This is a genomic window from Streptomyces rhizosphaerihabitans, assembly GCF_025399795.1.
Taxonomy (GTDB): Bacteria; Actinomycetota; Actinomycetes; order Streptomycetales; family Streptomycetaceae; genus Streptomyces; species Streptomyces rhizosphaerihabitans.
The window spans coordinates 98,530-114,521 of sequence record NZ_JAODTZ010000006.1; the positions used below are offsets into that span (position 1 = coordinate 98,530).

15 protein-coding genes are annotated in these 15,992 nt (G+C 70.9%); 4 read left to right on the top strand and 11 right to left on the bottom strand.

What is annotated here, in order from left to right; genetic code table 11:
- Nucleotides 1-28: 28 nt before the first annotated feature.
- The 7 genes from N4G66_RS08110 to N4G66_RS08140 all read right to left on the bottom strand — a co-directional run bounded on the left by N4G66_RS08110 (nt 29) and on the right by N4G66_RS08140 (nt 6,709).
- Nucleotides 29-1,048 (bottom strand): maleylpyruvate isomerase family mycothiol-dependent enzyme, encoded by a 1,020-nt coding sequence (locus N4G66_RS08110; protein ID WP_261703297.1) that lies wholly within the window; start codon nt 1,046-1,048, stop codon nt 29-31.
- A gap of 103 nt (nt 1,049-1,151) precedes the next feature.
- Entirely contained in the window at nt 1,152-1,748 is a 597-nt protein-coding gene (locus tag N4G66_RS08115; protein WP_261703298.1) for an RNA polymerase sigma factor, read from the bottom strand.
- 67 nt (nt 1,749-1,815) lie between these two features.
- Nucleotides 1,816-2,865, bottom strand: coding sequence for an aminotransferase class V-fold PLP-dependent enzyme (locus N4G66_RS08120; RefSeq protein WP_261703299.1), 1,050 nt, complete (start codon nt 2,863-2,865; stop codon nt 1,816-1,818).
- A gap of 124 nt (nt 2,866-2,989) precedes the next feature.
- Entirely contained in the window at nt 2,990-3,706 is a 717-nt protein-coding gene (locus tag N4G66_RS08125; RefSeq protein ID WP_261703300.1) for a DsbA family oxidoreductase, read from the bottom strand.
- A 105-nt stretch (nt 3,707-3,811) separates the two neighbouring features.
- Nucleotides 3,812-4,348: a GNAT family N-acetyltransferase gene (locus tag N4G66_RS08130; protein WP_261703454.1), complete on the bottom strand. Its 537-nt coding sequence runs from the start codon at nt 4,346-4,348 to the stop codon at nt 3,812-3,814.
- A 76-nt stretch (nt 4,349-4,424) separates the two neighbouring features.
- Nucleotides 4,425-5,033 carry a DUF1349 domain-containing protein gene (locus tag N4G66_RS08135; protein WP_261703301.1) on the bottom strand — a complete coding sequence of 203 codons (609 nt, stop codon included), beginning with the start codon at nt 5,031-5,033 and terminating at the stop codon, nt 4,425-4,427.
- Nucleotides 5,034-5,179: 146 nt separating this feature from the next.
- Nucleotides 5,180-6,709, bottom strand: coding sequence for an aldehyde dehydrogenase (NADP(+)) (locus tag N4G66_RS08140; protein WP_261703302.1), 1,530 nt, complete (start codon nt 6,707-6,709; stop codon nt 5,180-5,182).
- Between the two features lie 131 nt (nt 6,710-6,840).
- Between N4G66_RS08140 and N4G66_RS08145 the strand changes: the two genes are divergently transcribed.
- Nucleotides 6,841-7,614: an IclR family transcriptional regulator gene (locus tag N4G66_RS08145; protein ID WP_261703303.1), complete on the top strand. Its 774-nt coding sequence runs from the start codon at nt 6,841-6,843 to the stop codon at nt 7,612-7,614.
- A 97-nt stretch (nt 7,615-7,711) separates the two neighbouring features.
- A complete protein-coding gene (locus tag N4G66_RS08150; protein ID WP_261703304.1) occupies nt 7,712-9,163 on the top strand; it encodes a peptidoglycan D,D-transpeptidase FtsI family protein in 1,452 nt (483 codons plus the stop codon).
- Between the two features lie 202 nt (nt 9,164-9,365).
- On the opposite strand, the gene N4G66_RS08155 is transcribed toward N4G66_RS08150, so the two are convergent.
- Nucleotides 9,366-10,817 carry an NCS2 family permease gene (locus N4G66_RS08155; RefSeq protein ID WP_261703305.1) on the bottom strand — a complete coding sequence of 484 codons (1,452 nt, stop codon included), beginning with the start codon at nt 10,815-10,817 and terminating at the stop codon, nt 9,366-9,368.
- Nucleotides 10,818-11,097: 280 nt separating this feature from the next.
- On the opposite strand from N4G66_RS08155, the gene N4G66_RS08160 reads away from it, so the two are divergent.
- Together N4G66_RS08160 and N4G66_RS08165 are read left to right on the top strand one after the other, a co-directional pair.
- Nucleotides 11,098-11,664, top strand: a complete 567-nt coding sequence (locus N4G66_RS08160; protein ID WP_261703306.1) for a SigE family RNA polymerase sigma factor — start codon at nt 11,098-11,100, stop codon at nt 11,662-11,664.
- Nucleotides 11,661-12,536 carry a hypothetical protein gene (locus N4G66_RS08165; RefSeq protein WP_261703307.1) on the top strand — a complete coding sequence of 292 codons (876 nt, stop codon included), beginning with the start codon at nt 11,661-11,663 and terminating at the stop codon, nt 12,534-12,536. Before N4G66_RS08160 ends, N4G66_RS08165 begins: the two co-directional genes overlap by 4 nt.
- Before the next feature lie 353 nt (nt 12,537-12,889).
- Here N4G66_RS08165 and N4G66_RS08170 read toward each other — a convergent pair whose 3' ends face one another.
- From N4G66_RS08170 to N4G66_RS08180, 3 genes are all read right to left on the bottom strand, one after another.
- A complete protein-coding gene (locus tag N4G66_RS08170) occupies nt 12,890-13,684 on the bottom strand; it encodes an HAD family acid phosphatase (protein WP_261703308.1) in 795 nt (264 codons plus the stop codon).
- Nucleotides 13,685-13,807: 123 nt separating this feature from the next.
- On the bottom strand, nt 13,808-14,920 hold the full coding sequence (locus N4G66_RS08175; protein WP_261703309.1) for a right-handed parallel beta-helix repeat-containing protein: 1,113 nt from the start codon (nt 14,918-14,920) through the stop codon (nt 13,808-13,810).
- Between the two features lie 43 nt (nt 14,921-14,963).
- The gene (locus tag N4G66_RS08180; protein ID WP_261703310.1) at nt 14,964-15,992 is read right to left on the bottom strand and encodes a pectinesterase family protein; all 1,029 of its coding nucleotides are present in this window, start codon (nt 15,990-15,992) and stop codon (nt 14,964-14,966) included.

The window sequence follows — 15,992 nt, forward strand, 5'->3', positions numbered from 1 at the left end:
CCCCGGGGTGTCTGCGGCGGCGAGGTGCCTACAGCCACGCCAGTGACGCGGCCCGTTCCAGTACGGCGCCGATCGCGGCGGCGTCACCCGTGGCACCCCGGGGCACCTCGCCGGGGGCGTACCGGCCGCCGACCAGCAGGCAGAAGTCGACCGGTTCCAGGACGAGTTCGGCCCGTACCGGCTCGTCCTCGGAGCCGAGCACCCACTGGGCGCCGGGTCCCCCGCCGGCCACCGCGAACAGCACCGGAGGCGCCGTGGGGCCGAGGGCCGTTCCGAGGACGCGCACCGCGAGCCGGACGAGTCGGCGAAGATGGGGGTCCGGCGGCGGTGGCACGGTCATCCCGAGGGCCCGTCCGATGTCGTCGGTGTGGATCCACGTCTCGAAGGCCCGGACGACGTAGTGGTCCGCGACGGGCAGCCGGGCACCCATCAACGTGATGGCGTGCGCGGCCCGTTCGGGATCGGTCGCCTCCGGTGCGGCCAGCAGCGCGCCGGCCCGGGCGCTCCACGTGGCCACGGTCTCCTCGGGCGGGCGCCGGTGCTCGTACGCGATCACCTCGGCGGTCCGGGCGGCCCAGGCGTCCCGCCAGGGCGTCTCCTCGGCTCCGGCAGGCTCCGGCAGCCGCGCCGCGAGGCCGAGGCACCGCGCCAGCGGCTCGTCCGCCGCGATCAGATGGGCGACGGTGGCGTGCACGTCCCAGTCGTGCACGACCGGCGTGCCCCAGGGGCCCCGGCCCTCCACCTCCCGCAGCAGCGACCTCAGTCCGGCGACCGCGGCGGCGTAGGGGGCGGCGTGCCGGGCCACCCGGGGAGCGGGCGGGCGGGAGCGAAGGGCCAGGGCGAGGACGCCGTCGGCGGTGCCGTCCGCCGGGACCGGGCGCCGCGGGCCGTCCAGCAGCCGTACCGTCTCGCGCAGCCGCTCCGCCTCCGCGGCGCAGGGCTCGCACTCGGCCAGATGGAGCGGGACCGTCTTCTCGTCGGCGGGGGCCAGGGCGCCGACGGCCCAGGCCGCCAGCAGGTCCCGCATCCGTTCATGGTGAGTGCTCATCGTGCCCCGCCCTTCCGGGTCGGCTCCGGCATGGCGGCCGCACCTCGCGCCGCCGTGTCCAGCCTACGCACACACCTTCCGGCCGGGACCGCCCGCGCCGCCATCACGCGCCCCGCTCCCACGCCGGATCGGGCGGGTCGGCGAGGGACTCGGCGAGTCTGCGCAGGGCCGCCCGCAGCCGGGTCTTCGCGGTGCCCTCCGGAATGCCCAGTTCGACGGCGGCCTGCCGGTAGGTGCGGCCCGCGAAGTAGGCGAGGTGGACCACCTCGCGCTGGGGCTGCGGGAGTTCGGCGAGCGCGGTGTGCAGCAGCAGCGAGCGTTCGCGGTCGACGACCGTCTCGTCGGGTCCCGGGGCGGCGTCCGGGATGGCGTGCAGCGCGGCGTCGTCGGCATGGGTGTCCTTGCGTTGGCGGGCCTCACCGCGCACCCAGTCCACCGCCCGCCGGTGCGCGAGCATGGACAGCCAGGTGCGCAGCGTGCCACGGCGGGCGTCGAAGGCGTACGGCCTGCTCCACAGCTGCGCGAAGACCTCCTGCGCCACGTCCTCGGCGGCCGCCGGGCTGCGGGTGACCCGTACGGCGACCCGTCGCACCAGCCCGCCGTACGCGGCGTACACCTCGCCCAGCGCGGACTCGTCGCCGTACACCAGCCGCCGGTGCAACTCGGCGTCACTGAGCGTCGGTTCCACCCGCACCACCACCTCGTGGTGCCCTTCCTAGCGCCCCGCCGCGGCCGGCGCCAGAGGGCCGGACCGGCCCTGCGGACGCTCAGCCGGGCAGCACGTCGAGCAGCCGGTCGACGTCGTCCGGGGTGTTGTACAGATGGAACGCCGCCCTCAGATTGCCCGCGCGGTCGGCGACTTGGACCCCGGCGCGGCTCAACTCGCCCTGGAGCCGCCCGAGTCCGGGCACTGAGACGATCGCGGAGCCGGGGGCGGGGACCGGTTCGTGGCCCCGTTCCCGCAGGCCGGTGCGGAAGCGGTCGGCGAGTGCGAGGTCATGGGCGTGCACCCGCTCCACGCCCAGTGTCTCGACGAGCTCCAGCGAGTGCCGGGCTCCGGCGTACGCGAAGAGGCTCGGGCTCTCGTCGAACCGCCGTGCGGAGTGGGCGAGTTCCTCGACCGGGCCGTAGCAGCTGTCCCAGGGCGCCTCGCCCGCGACCCAGCCGGCGAAGACCGGGGTGAGTCCGCCGAGGTCCTCCGGGACGACCAGGAAAGCCACGCCGCGCGGGCAGACGAGCCACTTGAAGGCGACGGAGGAGACGTAGTCGTAGGCGTCCGCGCGCAGGGGCAGCCAGCCGGCGGCCTGGGACGCGTCGATGTACGTACGGGCTCCGTGTTCCCGCGCGGCCTCCCCGATCGCCTCCAGCTCGGCGGTCCGGCCGTCCGCGGACTGCGCGGCGCTCACCGCGACGAGCGCGGTGCCGGAGCGCACCGATTCGGCGATCCGCTCCAGCGGAACGGCGCGGACCTTGAGGTCGCCGCGGACGTGGAAGGGGGTCACGACGGAGCTGAAGTCCGCCTCGGCGGTGAGGACTTCGGCGCCCGGCGGCAGCGAGGCCGCGATCAGTCCGCTGTACACGGCGACCGAGGCCCCGGCGGCCACCCGGCGCTCGGGCACCCCGACGAGACGGGCGAAGGACGCGCGGGCCGCCTCGACGTCCGCGAACATGTCGGTGGGCTGCCCCGCGGCCACGGACTCCACGGCGACCCGCATCGCGGTCACGGTGCGGGCCGGCAGCAGGCCTGCGGTCGCCGTGTTCAGATAGGTGCTCTTCGGCGCGAACTCGGTACGGATGAGAGTCTCGAAGGTCTCCATGGAGCCACTGTGGGCCCGGAAGGCACCCAAGTCCATTGCCGACTTTTACGCTGTTTCCCCAAGCAGCGCTTATGCATCGGCTCCGACCTGCGTTTTTCGACGCCGGGACCCCGGCCCGCGCTTCTCAGTGCTGGGGAACGGCGCAGCCGTCCGGACCACAGGCCTGCGCGTCGGCGCCTTCCTGGATCAAGGTGAGCTGCGGACGCTCACCCCATGCCTGGTCCAGCGCCTGGGCGAAGACCTCGGCGGGCTGTGCGCCGGAGACTCCGTAGGTGCGGTCGAGGACGAAGAAGGGCACACCGTTCGCGCCCAGCTCGGCGGCCTCGCGCTCGTCGGCGCGGACGTCGTCGGCGTAGGCGGCCGGGTCGGCAAGCACCCGGCGGACTTCGTCGGCGTCGAGCCCGGCGGCGACGGCCAGCTCCACGAGCCGCTCGTCGTCGCCGAAGACGGTCCGCTCCTCGGCGAAGTTGGCCTTGTAGAACAGGCCGATCAGCTCGTCCTGCCGGCCCCGCGCCTTGGCGAGGTGCAGCAGGCGGTGCATGTCGAAGGTGTTGCCGTGGTCGCGGTCCCGGGTGCGGTACGCGAGACCCTCGGCGGCGGCCTGCGTGCCGAGGTTCTCCTCGCCCGCCTGCGCCTGCGCCTCGCTCATGCCGTACTTCTTGGTGAGCATCGTGAGCACCGGCTGGATGTCGCCCTTCGCGCGGCCCGGGTCGAGCTCGAAGGAGCGGTGCACGACCTCGACCTGGTCCCGGTGCGGAAAGGCCTCCAGCGCCTTCTCGAAGCGGGCTTTCCCGACATAGCACCACGGACAGGCGATATCGCTCCAGATTTCGACGCGCATGCTTCGGCTCTCTTCAGGTCGTGCGGATAGGGGACACCCTCCAGGGACGTCGTTGTATGAACGTTCAAACGACTCGGGTCATTCCCGGGCGTCCATCCGGGGCTGCTACGGGCGCGACCCCGGCACGGAGCCCGTCGCGGTCCCGGTCACCGCGTACCGCAGACAGAGGTGGTGGTCGTCCTCCGCGGGCGGGTTCTCCGGGTCGGGGACCCAGCCGAGGCGGGCATAGAAGGCCTGGGCGCGCAGGTTGTCGGCATGCACGTCGAGCGTCGCCGTGCGCTTCCCGTCCGCCTGCCACTCCTCCACGCAGGCCGCGTGCAGCTCCGTTCCGATACCGGCCCGCCAGCGGTCGGGATCGACATGGAACTGGTAGAGCTTGACCGTGTCGGCGGGTGCGCCCTCGGTCGTACGGAACGAGGCGATGCCCGCGATCCGGCCGTCCTGCACGACGCACAGCACATGGCCGTCGGGCCGTTCGATGGCGCTCCGCCAGGCGGCGAGCCAGTCGGTGCCGTCCTGCGGCATTCCGTCCGGGTAGTACGTCGCCCGGGCCCGGGCGTGCAGGTCGGCGACGGCGGCCGCCTCGGCGGGCAGCGCGGTCCTGATCACCCGGCGCACATGGTTCACACGGTCCTCGATCATGCCGATGAGGACGTGATCGCGGACGGTCCGGTTCCGCACCGGTCGAACCGGGTGCGGCACCGGGCCCTCGCGCTCGCTAGCTGCCGTCGCGAAGGTCGCGCGGCCAGGCCGGCCGGAACTCGATGCCGTCGTACGTCACCACACAGCCCTCTCCCATCGGCGACTGGGTCATGAAGCCCACCAGGGCCGCCCCCGTCTCCTTCTCGCCGGCCAGGGTGAAGAGGCGGACGAAGGTCCAGCGCTCGCCGTCGCGGGAGGCGTGGAAGGCGAAGGCGCGGTCCGTGCGGCTCACCCTCAGCCAGACGGAACTGCCCTCCACGGTGAAGGAGTTGGCATCGTCGGAGTGTCCTCGGGTGACCACCGTGCAGACGGTGGGTACGTCCGGGGAGTACTCCAGGCACAGCTTCGCCCAGGCCCGCTCCCCGACATGGACGTAGAGCACGCCCGCGTCGAAGGCCGCCCCGAAGCCGACCGTCACGCGGGCGATCAGCTGGAAGTCCCCCTCGGGCGAGCCGAGCAGACGCGGCGCGTCCGAGGCCGGGTCGAGTCCTTCACCGGTGGGCGGTACGAAGCGGTCCTGCCGGGGCCCGGCCCAGCCGGTGAGCACGCCGTCCTCGTACGACCAGTGCCCGCCGGGGCCGTAGGTGCGGAGAGAGAAGGGGAGTTCGGGGAGTGTGACGTCCATGGACCGAGTCTCTCAGGTTCACACCGGGCCCTCCGGGGAGCGGGGTGCCGCGTGATCAGCCACGCGGCACCCGCGACCCGCGAAGGACCGGCAGGGACCGGCTACGACCGGGAAAGGGCCACGAAAGGGACAGGTCCGCTACGGGTTCAGCGCTCCAGCCGTCCGTCGTACCGGCGGGGCAGCCCCAGCGGATTGTCGTCCCGCAGCTCGGGCGGCAACAGCGCCTCGGGCACGCCCTGATAGGCCACCGGCCGCATCCAGCGCTCGATGGCGCTGCCGCCGACCGAGGTGGACGTCGAGGTCGTCGCCGGGTACGGGCCCCCGTGATGCTGGGCCGGGGCCACGGCGACGCCGGTCGGCCAGCCGTTCACGAGCACGCGGCCCGCGAGGGAGGTCAGCTCGGCGAGGATCTCCGCGCCGCGCCCTTCGCCCGCCGCCTCCTCGGCGGAGAGCTGCACCGTGGCCGTGAGGTTGCCCGGCAGCCGGGAGAGCACCGCGCCGGCCTCGGACTCGTCCTCGTAGCGCGCCACGACCGTGAGCGGTCCGAAGCACTCCTCCAGGAGCAGATCGTGTTCGCCCTCGGCCGCGAGCCTGCTCGCGGGTACGGTCAGGAAGCCGGGGCTCACCGTGTGCTCGCCGCCCGCGCCCGGTGTCACCGGGGCCTGGACGTCCGGGAGCCCGGCGCGCTCGGCGACCCCGGCGATGAAGTTGTCGCGCATGCGGTGGTCGAGCAGGACCCCGGAAGCGGTGTCGCTCACCGCGTCCGTCAGGGACTTCAGCAGACGGTCGCCCGCCGCGCCGGCCGGGGCGAGCACCAGGCCCGGCTTCACGCAGAACTGGCCGACGCCCATGGTCATCGAGCCGGCGAGTCCCGCGCCGATCTCCTCGGCGCGCTCGGCGGCCGCGGCCTCGGTGACGACGACGGGGTTGAGGGAGCCCAGCTCGCCGTGGAACGGGATCGGCACCGGACGCGACGAGGCCGCGTCGAACAGCGCGCGCCCGCCGCGGATCGAGCCGGTGAACCCGGCCGCCGCGATCAGCGGGTGCCGGACCAGCTCGACACCGGCCTCGAAGCCGTGGACGAGACCGATGACGCCCTCGGGGACGGCGTGCCGTGCGGCCGCCCGGCGCAGGACGGCCGCGACCAGCTCGGAGAGCGCCGGGTGGTCGGGGTGGGCCTTGACGACGACCGGGCAGCCCGCGGCCAGCGCGCTCGCGGTGTCGCCGCCGGCGACCGAGAAGGCGAAGGGGAAGTTCGAGGCCGAGTACACGGCGACGACACCCAGCGGCACCTTGTAGCGGCGCAGGTCCGGGACCGGCGGGGTCGCCGTGCCGTCGGGGTGGTTGATGACGACGTCGAGGAAGGCGCCCTCGTCGACGATTCCGGCAAAAGCACGCAACTGGTAGCAGGTGCGGGCGAGTTCGCCGGTGAGCCGGACCGGGCCGAGCGCGGTCTCCGCGTCGGCGGCCTCGACGAGCTGGTCCTTGGCGCCTTCGAGCAGGTCGGCGGCGGTGCGCAGGAACGCGGCGCGTACGGTGCGGTCGACGAGAGCGGGGCGGGCGGCGTGCGCGGCGCGGACGGTCTCGTCCACCTCCTGGGCCGTGGCCTCGACCGCAACCTGCTCCCGCTGCTTCCCGGTACGGGGGTCGACACTCCAGACTGGTGCTGCTGCCACCGCGGGTCCCTTCAGATGTAATGCCACAGTTCTTGTGTCGCTCACCAGGGGTGTTCGATATGCTGAACGCTGTCTCTGATGGTGAACTCCTGTTGGAGACTATTTCCCGTCCAACGAAGGGGTCAAGGGCGATGTCGGCAGGCGAGACAGGCGGCGGGGCGCAGGTCAAGTCCGCGGTGCGGACCGTGGAATTGCTGGAGTACTTCGCCGGCAAGCCCGGAATGCACTCCCTGGCCGCGGTCCAGGAGGCCGTCGGTTATCCCAAGTCCAGCCTGTACATGCTGCTGCGAACGCTCGTGGAGCTCGGCTGGGTCGAGACGGACGCGACGGGCACGCGGTACGGCATCGGCGTACGGGCCCTGCTGGTCGGCACCTCGTACATCGACGGCGACGAAGTGGTCGCCGCGGCCCGTCCCACCCTCGACCGCCTCTCCGACGACACCACCGAGACGATCCACCTCGCGCGCCTGGACGGCACGAACGTCGTCTATCTGGCCACCCGGCAGTCGCAGCACTATCTGCGCCCCTTCACCCGGGTCGGCCGCCGGCTCCCCGCCCACTCCACCTCGCTCGGCAAGGCGCTGCTGGCCACGCACACCGACGAGCAGGTCCGCAAGCTGCTGCCGGAGACGCTGCCCGCGCTGACCGAGCACACGATCACCGACCGGGAGAAGCTCATCGAGGAGCTGCGCCAGGTGCGGGAGCAGGGCTTCGCGGTGGACCGTGAGGAGAACACGCTGGGACTGCGCTGCTTCGGCGTGGCGATCCCGTACCGCACGCCCTCCCGTGACGCGATCAGCTGCTCGGTGCCGGTCGCCCGGCTCACCCCCGCGCACGAGCAGATGGTCAAGGACGCCCTGTTCGACGCCCGCGACCGTCTCACGCTGGCCACCCGCAGGCTCTGACGGGCGCTTGGCCGGCCCGGTGGCTCCATGAGGGATTCATGAGAAAACCGGTCGGACGGGAACGATTCGCCCTCGATCGCTCGTCCTTCTGTGCGGGATGAACAAGACGATCAGGCGTGCCGCCGTCTTCACTCTGCTGCTCGTGCTCTCTCTGCTGGTCAGGGCGACGTGGGTGCAGTTCTACGACGGCAGGGCACTAGCGGACGACAAGAACAACCGACGGAACGTGATCTCGCTGTACGCGAATCCGCTCGGGAACATCATCGTGGCCGGTGACGCGATCACCGGCTCCGCGCAGACGACAGGGGGCGACCTCAAGTACAAGCGGACGTACAAGGACGGCAGCCTGTACGCGGCGGTCACCGGCTACAGCTCGCAGGTGTACGGGGCGACCCAGCTGGAGGGCATCTACCGGAAGCTGCTGGACGGCACGGACATCCAGCTGAAGAACCCGCTGGACACCCTGGCCAACAAGCGCGCCGACCCCGGTGATGTGATCACGACGATCGACCCGGACGTGCAGAAGGCCGCGTACGAAGCGCTCGGCAGCAACAAGGGCGCGGCCGTCGCGATCGACCCGAAGACCGGCAAGATCCTCGCGGTCGTCTCGACGCCGTCGTACAACCCGACATCGATCAGTGCGGGCAACACCAGTGTCTGGCAGAAGCTGACCAAGGACGCCGACAAGCCGCTGGTCAACCGCGCGCTGCGGCAGCCGCTGCCGCCGGGCTCGACGTTCAAGCTGGTCGTGGCCGCCGCCGCGCTGGAGAACGGCCTGTATGCGGACGTGGACGCGAAGACGGACAGCCCGAACCCGTACACCCTGCCGGGCACGACGACCGTCCTGAAGAACGAGAGCGCGTCCGCACCGTGCGAGAACGCCTCGATCCGGGTCGCGCTCCAGTACTCCTGCAACAACGTCTTCGGGAAGATGGCCGTCGACCTGGGCCAGGACAAGGTCAGGGCGATGGCGGAGAAGTTCGGCTTCAACGACACGAAGCAGGACGTGCCGGTGCGGGCGTACACCAGCGTCTACCCCACGGGCATGGACAGGTCGTCCACCGCGCTGACCGGCATCGGGCAGTTCGACGTCACCGCGACCCCACTCCAGATGGCCATGGTGTCTGCCGCTATTGCCAACGACGGCAAGCTGGTCTCGCCACACATGGTGTCGCAGACCAGTGACGCCGACGGCGATGTGCTGAGGAACTACGACGACAGCGCCGGAACCAAGGAGATCGTCAGCTCCGGCACGGCCCGGCAGCTCCGGTCCGCGATGCAGACGGTCGTCGAGGAAGGCACGGGCACGAACGCCCTCATCCCCGGCGCGACCGTGGGCGGCAAGACCGGCACGGCCCAGCACGGCGAGAAGAACAGCAAGACGCCGTACGCCTGGTTCACGTCGTACGCGAAGTCCGACTCGAGCGGCAAGGAGGTCGCCGTCGCGGTGATGGTCGAGCAGTCGGACGCGGCGCGCTCGGAGGTCAGCGGCAACGGACTGGCGGCGCCGGTCGCCAAGGCGATGATGCGGGCCGCACTGAAGAACTGAGGTGCCGGGCTCGTACGGCGGCCGGCCCCGCACCTGATCGGGTGCGGGGCCGGCCGCCGTACAGGCTCCGTCGCGACGGGCCGGTCACTCCGCATACGGGCTCCGTCGCGACGGGCCGGTCACTTCACATACAGGTTCCGTCGCTCCGGGATACCGGCCGGCCGTGGTCACCCGCGGCCGGCCGGTATCCCGCGACGGACGGTTACTTCACCCCGAGCAGTTGTTCCACCGGGTCGATCGCGAAGTACACCAGGAACAGCGCCGAGACGGCCCACAGCAGCCAGTTGACCTCCTTCGCCTTCCCCAGCACCGTCTTGATGACGACGTAGGCCAGGAATCCGGCGCCGATGCCGTCGGTGATGGAGTACGTGAACGGCATGGCGACGATGGTCAGGAACGCCGGGATCGCGATCTCGTACTTGTCCCAGTCGATGTGCTTGACGTGGGTCATCATCAGGAACCCGACCGCGATCAGCGCGGGCGCCGCGGCCTGGAGCGGAACGATGGTCAGCAGCGGGGTGAGGAAGAGCGCGAGGCCGAAGAGACCGCCGGTGATCAGGTTGGCGAAGCCGGTGCGCGCTCCCTCACCGACGCCGGCCGCGGACTCGATGTAGGCGGTGTTGGAGGAGGCGGAGCCCAGACCGCCCGCGACGGCGGCGGCGCCGTCGATGAACAGGACCCGGCCGATGCCCGGGACCTGTCCCTGCTCGTCGAGCAGCCCGGCCTCGGCGCTGATCCCGACGATGGTGCCCATGGCGTCGAAGAAGTCCGACAGGACCAGGGTGAAGATCAGCAGGACCGCGGTGAGCACACCGGCCTCGGCGAAGCCGCCGAACAGGCTGAAGTGGCCGATGAGCCCGAAGTCCGGGCTGGCGACGATCTTGTCCGGGACCTTGGGGGTGGTCAGGCCCCAGCTCTTGATGTCGGCGACGGCGTTGATGACGATCGCGACGACGGTCATCGTCACGATACTGATGAGGATCGCGCCCTTCACCTTGCGGGCGAGCAGCGCGATGGTCAGCAGGACGCCGAGACAGAAGACGAGGACGGGCCAGCCGGTGAGCCGGCCCACGGCACCGAGCTGCACGGGCACGGTGGTGTTCGCGACGTCCGGGATACGGCTGACGAACCCGGCGTCCACGAAGCCGATGAAGGCGATGAACAGGCCGATGCCGACGCCGATCGCCTGCTTGAGCTGCTGAGGGATCGCGTTCATGATCGCTTCCCGGAGGCCGGTGAGCACCAGGACGCAGATCAGGACGCCTTCGAGGACGACCAGACCCATGGCGTCGTCCCAGCTCATCAGCGGCGCCAGCTGGAAGGCCACCACGGCGTTGAGGCCGAGGCCCGCGGCGATGGCGAGCGGGAGGTTGCCGCCGACACCCATGATGACGGTCATCACACACGCCACCAGCGCGGTCGCGGTGACCAGTTGGCCGGTGTCGAGCGTGTGACCGAACTTGTCCTTGGCGCTGCCGAGGATGATGGGGTTCAGGACGAGGATGTACGCCATGGTGAAGAAGGTGGCGAATCCGCCGCGTATCTCCCGGCCGACGGTGGAGCCTCTGGCGGATATCTTGAAGAACCCGTCGACCCCACCTGCCGCCGGTGTTGCGGCACTTGGCCGGTTGTCGACCTTTTGAGCTTCGGACATGGCGATTCTCCTCGTTGCCTGCGTACTGGTGTGCGGATGCTGGCTGGATTGTTCCCCCGATCAACTGCTTTCAGGTTTTCCCCGTGTTACGGAATCGAGTTCGGCCTGTCATACGTCGTTCGAAGGTCTGTACGGCCGGCTGGTACGCTCACGCATCCCGCCCCGCCAGAACTCCCTTCCCCCACAGGTGAATCACAGGGGTGAGTCACCGGGTCGAATCACCGGGGCCGTATACGCCGCACCCGCATCCGTGCCACAGCCGTAGCGAGGAGAGGTACCCGTGGGCATTGTCGTCGGCGACGCCGCCTCCATGGAGTTCCACGCTTTCTTCGAGCGGCACTACGCCGAACTGGCGCGTCTGGCACACCTGTTGACGGGCGAGCCGGACGCCGCCGACGATCTGGCCGCGGACGCCCTGCTCGCGCTGTGGCACCGCTGGGACCGGGTGCGTGCGGCGGACCATCCGGTGGCGTACGCGCGCGGGGTGGTCGCCAATCTCGCCCGCACCCGGATCCGCGCGGCGGTGCGCGAGCGTCGGCGGATCACGCTCTTCTGGTCGCAGCGCGAGGACCGGACCGAGAACCCCGACGTACCGGGCACGGTCGATGTCCAGGAGGCGCTGCGCCGGCTGCCGTTCCGCAAGCGTGCCTGTGTCGTGCTGCGGCACGCCTTCGACCTGTCGGAGAAGGACACCGCGCTCGCTCTCGGGATCTCCGTGGGTACCGTGAAAAGCCAGACGTCCAAGGGCATGGCGGAGCTGAAACGGCTGCTCGGCACCGACGAGGCGTCGGTTCGGATGCACGCGGGAGTGCTGCCCACGGGCGGGGTCCGAGGACGAGACCGATGAGGGAGGCGCGGGACGTGCACGACGAGCTGCGCGCCCGGCTGCGCGAGGCGGCCGGGGCGCACGAGCCCGACCGCGCGCGCATCCTGGCCCGGGTGGAGCGCGACATGGCGGGCGCCGGCGAGCGGCGGCCCTCACGGCGCGCGGCGCGCCCGCCCCTGCTCGGCTGGGCCCGCGTCCTGGGCGCCACGGCCGCGGTCGCGAGCGTCCTCGCGGTGGGCGGCTACGCGGTCGCCTCGGCGGTGAGGGACGACACCCCGCCGCAGCAGACGGTCACTGTCTCCCCGACCCCCGACCCGTCACCCGACCCGTCACCGGACCCGACCGGCCGGGCCCCGGTCACCCCCGGACCCGGCCGTGGTTCCGGAACGCCGAAAGAGTCCGGCGGGCCGGGTCCGTCGCCCTCGGACACCCCTGCGCCGACCGCGGCCCCAGCGACCCGGGCACCCGCCGGGGGCACCGCGGACGGCCCGTTGCGGTCGGACGGCTCGGTCGACCCGCACAGCAACGACTTCTGGGCGCAGAGCGGTGTCACCCTGCAGACCGACGAGCAACTCACCACGCTCATCGTCGAGTTGAAGGTCGGACAGACCGGCGGGGTGAGCGACGCGGGCGCCTGGCGTTCGCTGCCCGAGAGCGACTTCACGACGACGGTCGCCGAGCGGAACGGCTTCCTCGTCTACACCTGGACGCTCAAGCCGGGTCGCACGGTCCGGCCGGGCCGGTGGGTCTTCGCGGGCCAGTACGACCACGATCGCGGCGGCCGGGACGCGAAGGACGACCGCTACACGGTGAGGGCGACCGCGAAGGGCGGCGAACAGTCCACTGTGGCGGGGGACTTCGCCGCCGAGGACACGGGCGGCGGCGCTTCGTAGCGCCCGGCCGGCGTGGGCCGCGCAGGGCGATCGCGTGCCGGACAACAACGCGTGGTGCGCCTCGGCCGCACGGCTTGCACGGCTGCCCTTCGACGGCAAGCCGACGGAGTTCTTCCGTGGCGGCACGCGCTCGGGACGAGCGGCCAGGAGGAGGACCAGGGGCCGGTCTTCGAACTCGCGGACCGCGCGGCCCTGAAGAACCCTTCGCTCCTTCGTTCGCCCCTCGGAGACAACCCCGCCTTCGTTTTTGACGTCATCGACGGTGTGGACCTGTCGGCCTGAGCCCCCCTCGGCCGGCAGCGGAACGCCCCCGCCGGTGACGACCGGCGGGGGCGTTCGCCCGTGGGGAGATATCAGCTCACGAAGTACGTGGGGTTCGGGAGCTTGTAGGTCTTGTCGGCGTAGCCGCCGTCGAGGTCCGAGTACTGGTCACCGAAGTTGGCGACGATGTCGTACCCGAGGGACTCGATGTGCTTGCGGGTGCCGGACTTGTACTGCACGGTGGTGCAGTTCCAGGCAGCGGCCGTGGCGCAACCGCTCAGGTACGCGGGCGGGTTGGCCGCGTCCTTGAGGAACATGTGCTCGGAGTCGAGGTTGACGTCGACGCCGACCTTCTTCAGGTTCTCGACCGCGGAGACACGCTGCGACTCCTTCAGGCCCGAGTTGTAGAACACCTCGACGCCCTTGGCCGCGGCGTACTCGACGAGTTCGGGGCTGCCGAAGACCGCCGGACGGTCCGCCTGGGCGACGTAGGCGGCCCAGGAGGCCGAGTTGTAGGTGTAGTTGGTCTTCTTCTCGTAGTCGAGGGAGAGCAGCAGCGTGTCGTCGATGTCGAAGACGACCGCGGCCTTCTCGTGCCGGTGGTGGGCCTTGCGGGCCGCCTGGTCGATGTGCCGCTTCGCGGCTGCGTCGAGGCGTGCCAGGTCCTTGGCGTACGGGCTGTCGGGGGACGCCTGGTACACCCCGTTGCTGTCGGCCGTGGTGCCGTAGTAGGTGTCGATGTCCTTGACGAGGACCCCGATGTTGTAGGGCTCGTGCGTCGAGTTCGCCGTCGACTGACCGGCGGTGGCGACGCCGGTGCCGTACAGGGCGGCACCGGCGACGACACAGGTTGCGGCGACGGCCGCTATGCGCAGTGACTTATGCATGACAGGGTTTCTACGCGCGTCACGTCGCTGAACGCGAGGCCTTTTGCCGGATCGATACATACTTTTCGGCCGACTTGGGCCTCGCGTCGCACGAATCGGGCCTCACGAACTGCCCGGCGGGAGTCAGTTCATGGTCGCGCCGATGGTCGTGCTGCCCGTCGTGAGGAAGGTGGTCGCGGGCAGTGTCCCGCTGGAGGAGCGGGAGTTGTACGTGGTGCTCGCGTCCGTGGAGAGGAACGACGGGGTGGAGACGCCGGAGTCCCAGTTGTTGCCGGCCGATGTCACCGAGGAGCCCTTGGACACCGCAGAGGTACCGTTGCCCACGGCGAGGTTCTTGCCGAGCTTGGCGGCGCTGGTGGCGAAGTAGTAGCCGTACTTGCCGTTCGCGTAGGCGGTGGTGCGGTTGATGACGATGGCGCCGGTGTTGGAGTTCTCGGTGAAGCCGCTGCCCGCGTCGTCCCAGGCCGCGGAGTTGTTGACGACGTGCGCGACGACCTCGCCGTCGCCGCCCAGCTTGTAGCCGTTCCCGTCGCCCGCGAAGGCCGAGTCGCTCCAGCGGTTCTTGCCGTTGCCGAAGGACCAGGTGTGTTCGACGGTGACGGGCGAGGAGAACGACCAGAAGTCGATGCCGTCGTCCGAGTTGTTGTACAGGCGGGCCCCGGTGATCAGGTTGCCGGTGCCCGAGCCGAACTTCACGGCGACGCCGTCCGCGTTCTCACCGTGGTTGGCGGCGTCGTAGTTGCCGTACGAGTCGATGTTCTTCACCGTGTTGTTGACGGTGCCGTCGCCGGTCAGCGTGAAGCCGGAGTCGCCGCCGTTGATGGTCTTGATGTTGTTCCAGACGGTGCCGGTGCAGGACTGGCAGACGACCGCGCTGTCCGGGGAGTTCTGGAACGTGATGTTGGAGACGTTCCAGTAGTCGGCGGTCAGTTTGAAGATCCAGTCACCCGACGGGAGCGAGGACCCGTCGATCTTCACGGTCTCCGAGCCGTACGCCGTGAGCGTGACCGGCGAGGAGGACGTGCCGTTGGCCGTGGACTGGAGGGTGGCCGTCGGGGAGTAGGTGCCGCCGCGCACCTGGATGACGGTTCCGGCGGTGGCACTGGAGATGGCGCTGGTCAGTTGGGCGGTGGTGGAGACGACGACGGTGGCGGCCTGCGCCTGGGTGGGGAGAACGGCGAGGCCTGCGCCGAGCGCCAGGGTGGCACTTAAGGCGAGAGCGGTACGACGAGACATGGAGTGCGGTCCTTTCGTCGTGCTGTCGGATGGAACGGGGGAATCACGGGCACCAGTCGCCGAGATAGGCGGCACGGGTGTGCTGCTCGGCCTCCGCGTCCGTGAGCTGGGGCCGGTTCTCCGGGACGGTGATCACCGCGCCGGGTCCGGTGTTGCGGTACTCGCGAAAGCGCATGGACTGCCAGGGATAGGCCGCGCGCATGTCGGTGTAGGGCGCCACCGCGTCGATGCCGGGCCCGAGTTCGCAGCCGCGGACCACGAGCGAGGGCCACGCCGTGGTCTCGTACGACGGGACCCACGGCCGGGCGATCTTGTACGCCCCGTCCTCGGCACCGGAGGTGATACGGCCGCCGACGGCCAGGAAGCCGTAAGGGTTCGCCCGGGCCGTGGACGGCGCGAAGACCATCCCCTCGGGCTTGAAGGAGACGTCCCGGTCGAGGGTGTGGAAGTGGCAGCGTTCGAAGACGGCGGTGGCCCGGCCGAAGACGAAGTCGACATCGCCCTCGATGTAGCAGTCGCGATAGCGGTGACGGTCGAAGGCGGCCAGGTCCGTCGTGTCCGCGAACAGCGTGTCCTGGTGCGCGAGCAGCCGCACCCGCGCGAAGGACGAGCGGTCGCCGGTGACGTAGGCCGCGACCGCCTGCGTGCCGGTGATCTCCGGATGGTCCGCCCGCAGCCAGTCGTTGGCGATCGTGAGTCCGCGGACGGTCAGTCCGGGAGCCACCGAGGTGAACGTGGCGGAACCAGCGGTCCCGTAGGTGCCGGAGCCGTCCGGTTTCGGCGTGCCGTTCGCCCGGTCGAAGACGATGACCGTGTCGCGCGGGTCGCGGGTGGCGCCGCCCAGCGTCAACTCCCGCTTGTCGGCGGGGATGCAGACCACTTCGCGGTATGTCCCCGGGTGGACGACGATCGTCTGCCCGGGGCCGTCCACCGCGTCCACGGCGGCCTGGACCGAGTCACCGGGACGCACGTGCAGAACACGGCGGCCATGGGCGGCGGCCGTGTCGGCGCCGAGGGCCACGGCCACTCCGGCCACTCCGGCCACTCCGGCGAGGAGGGTGCGCCTGCGCAT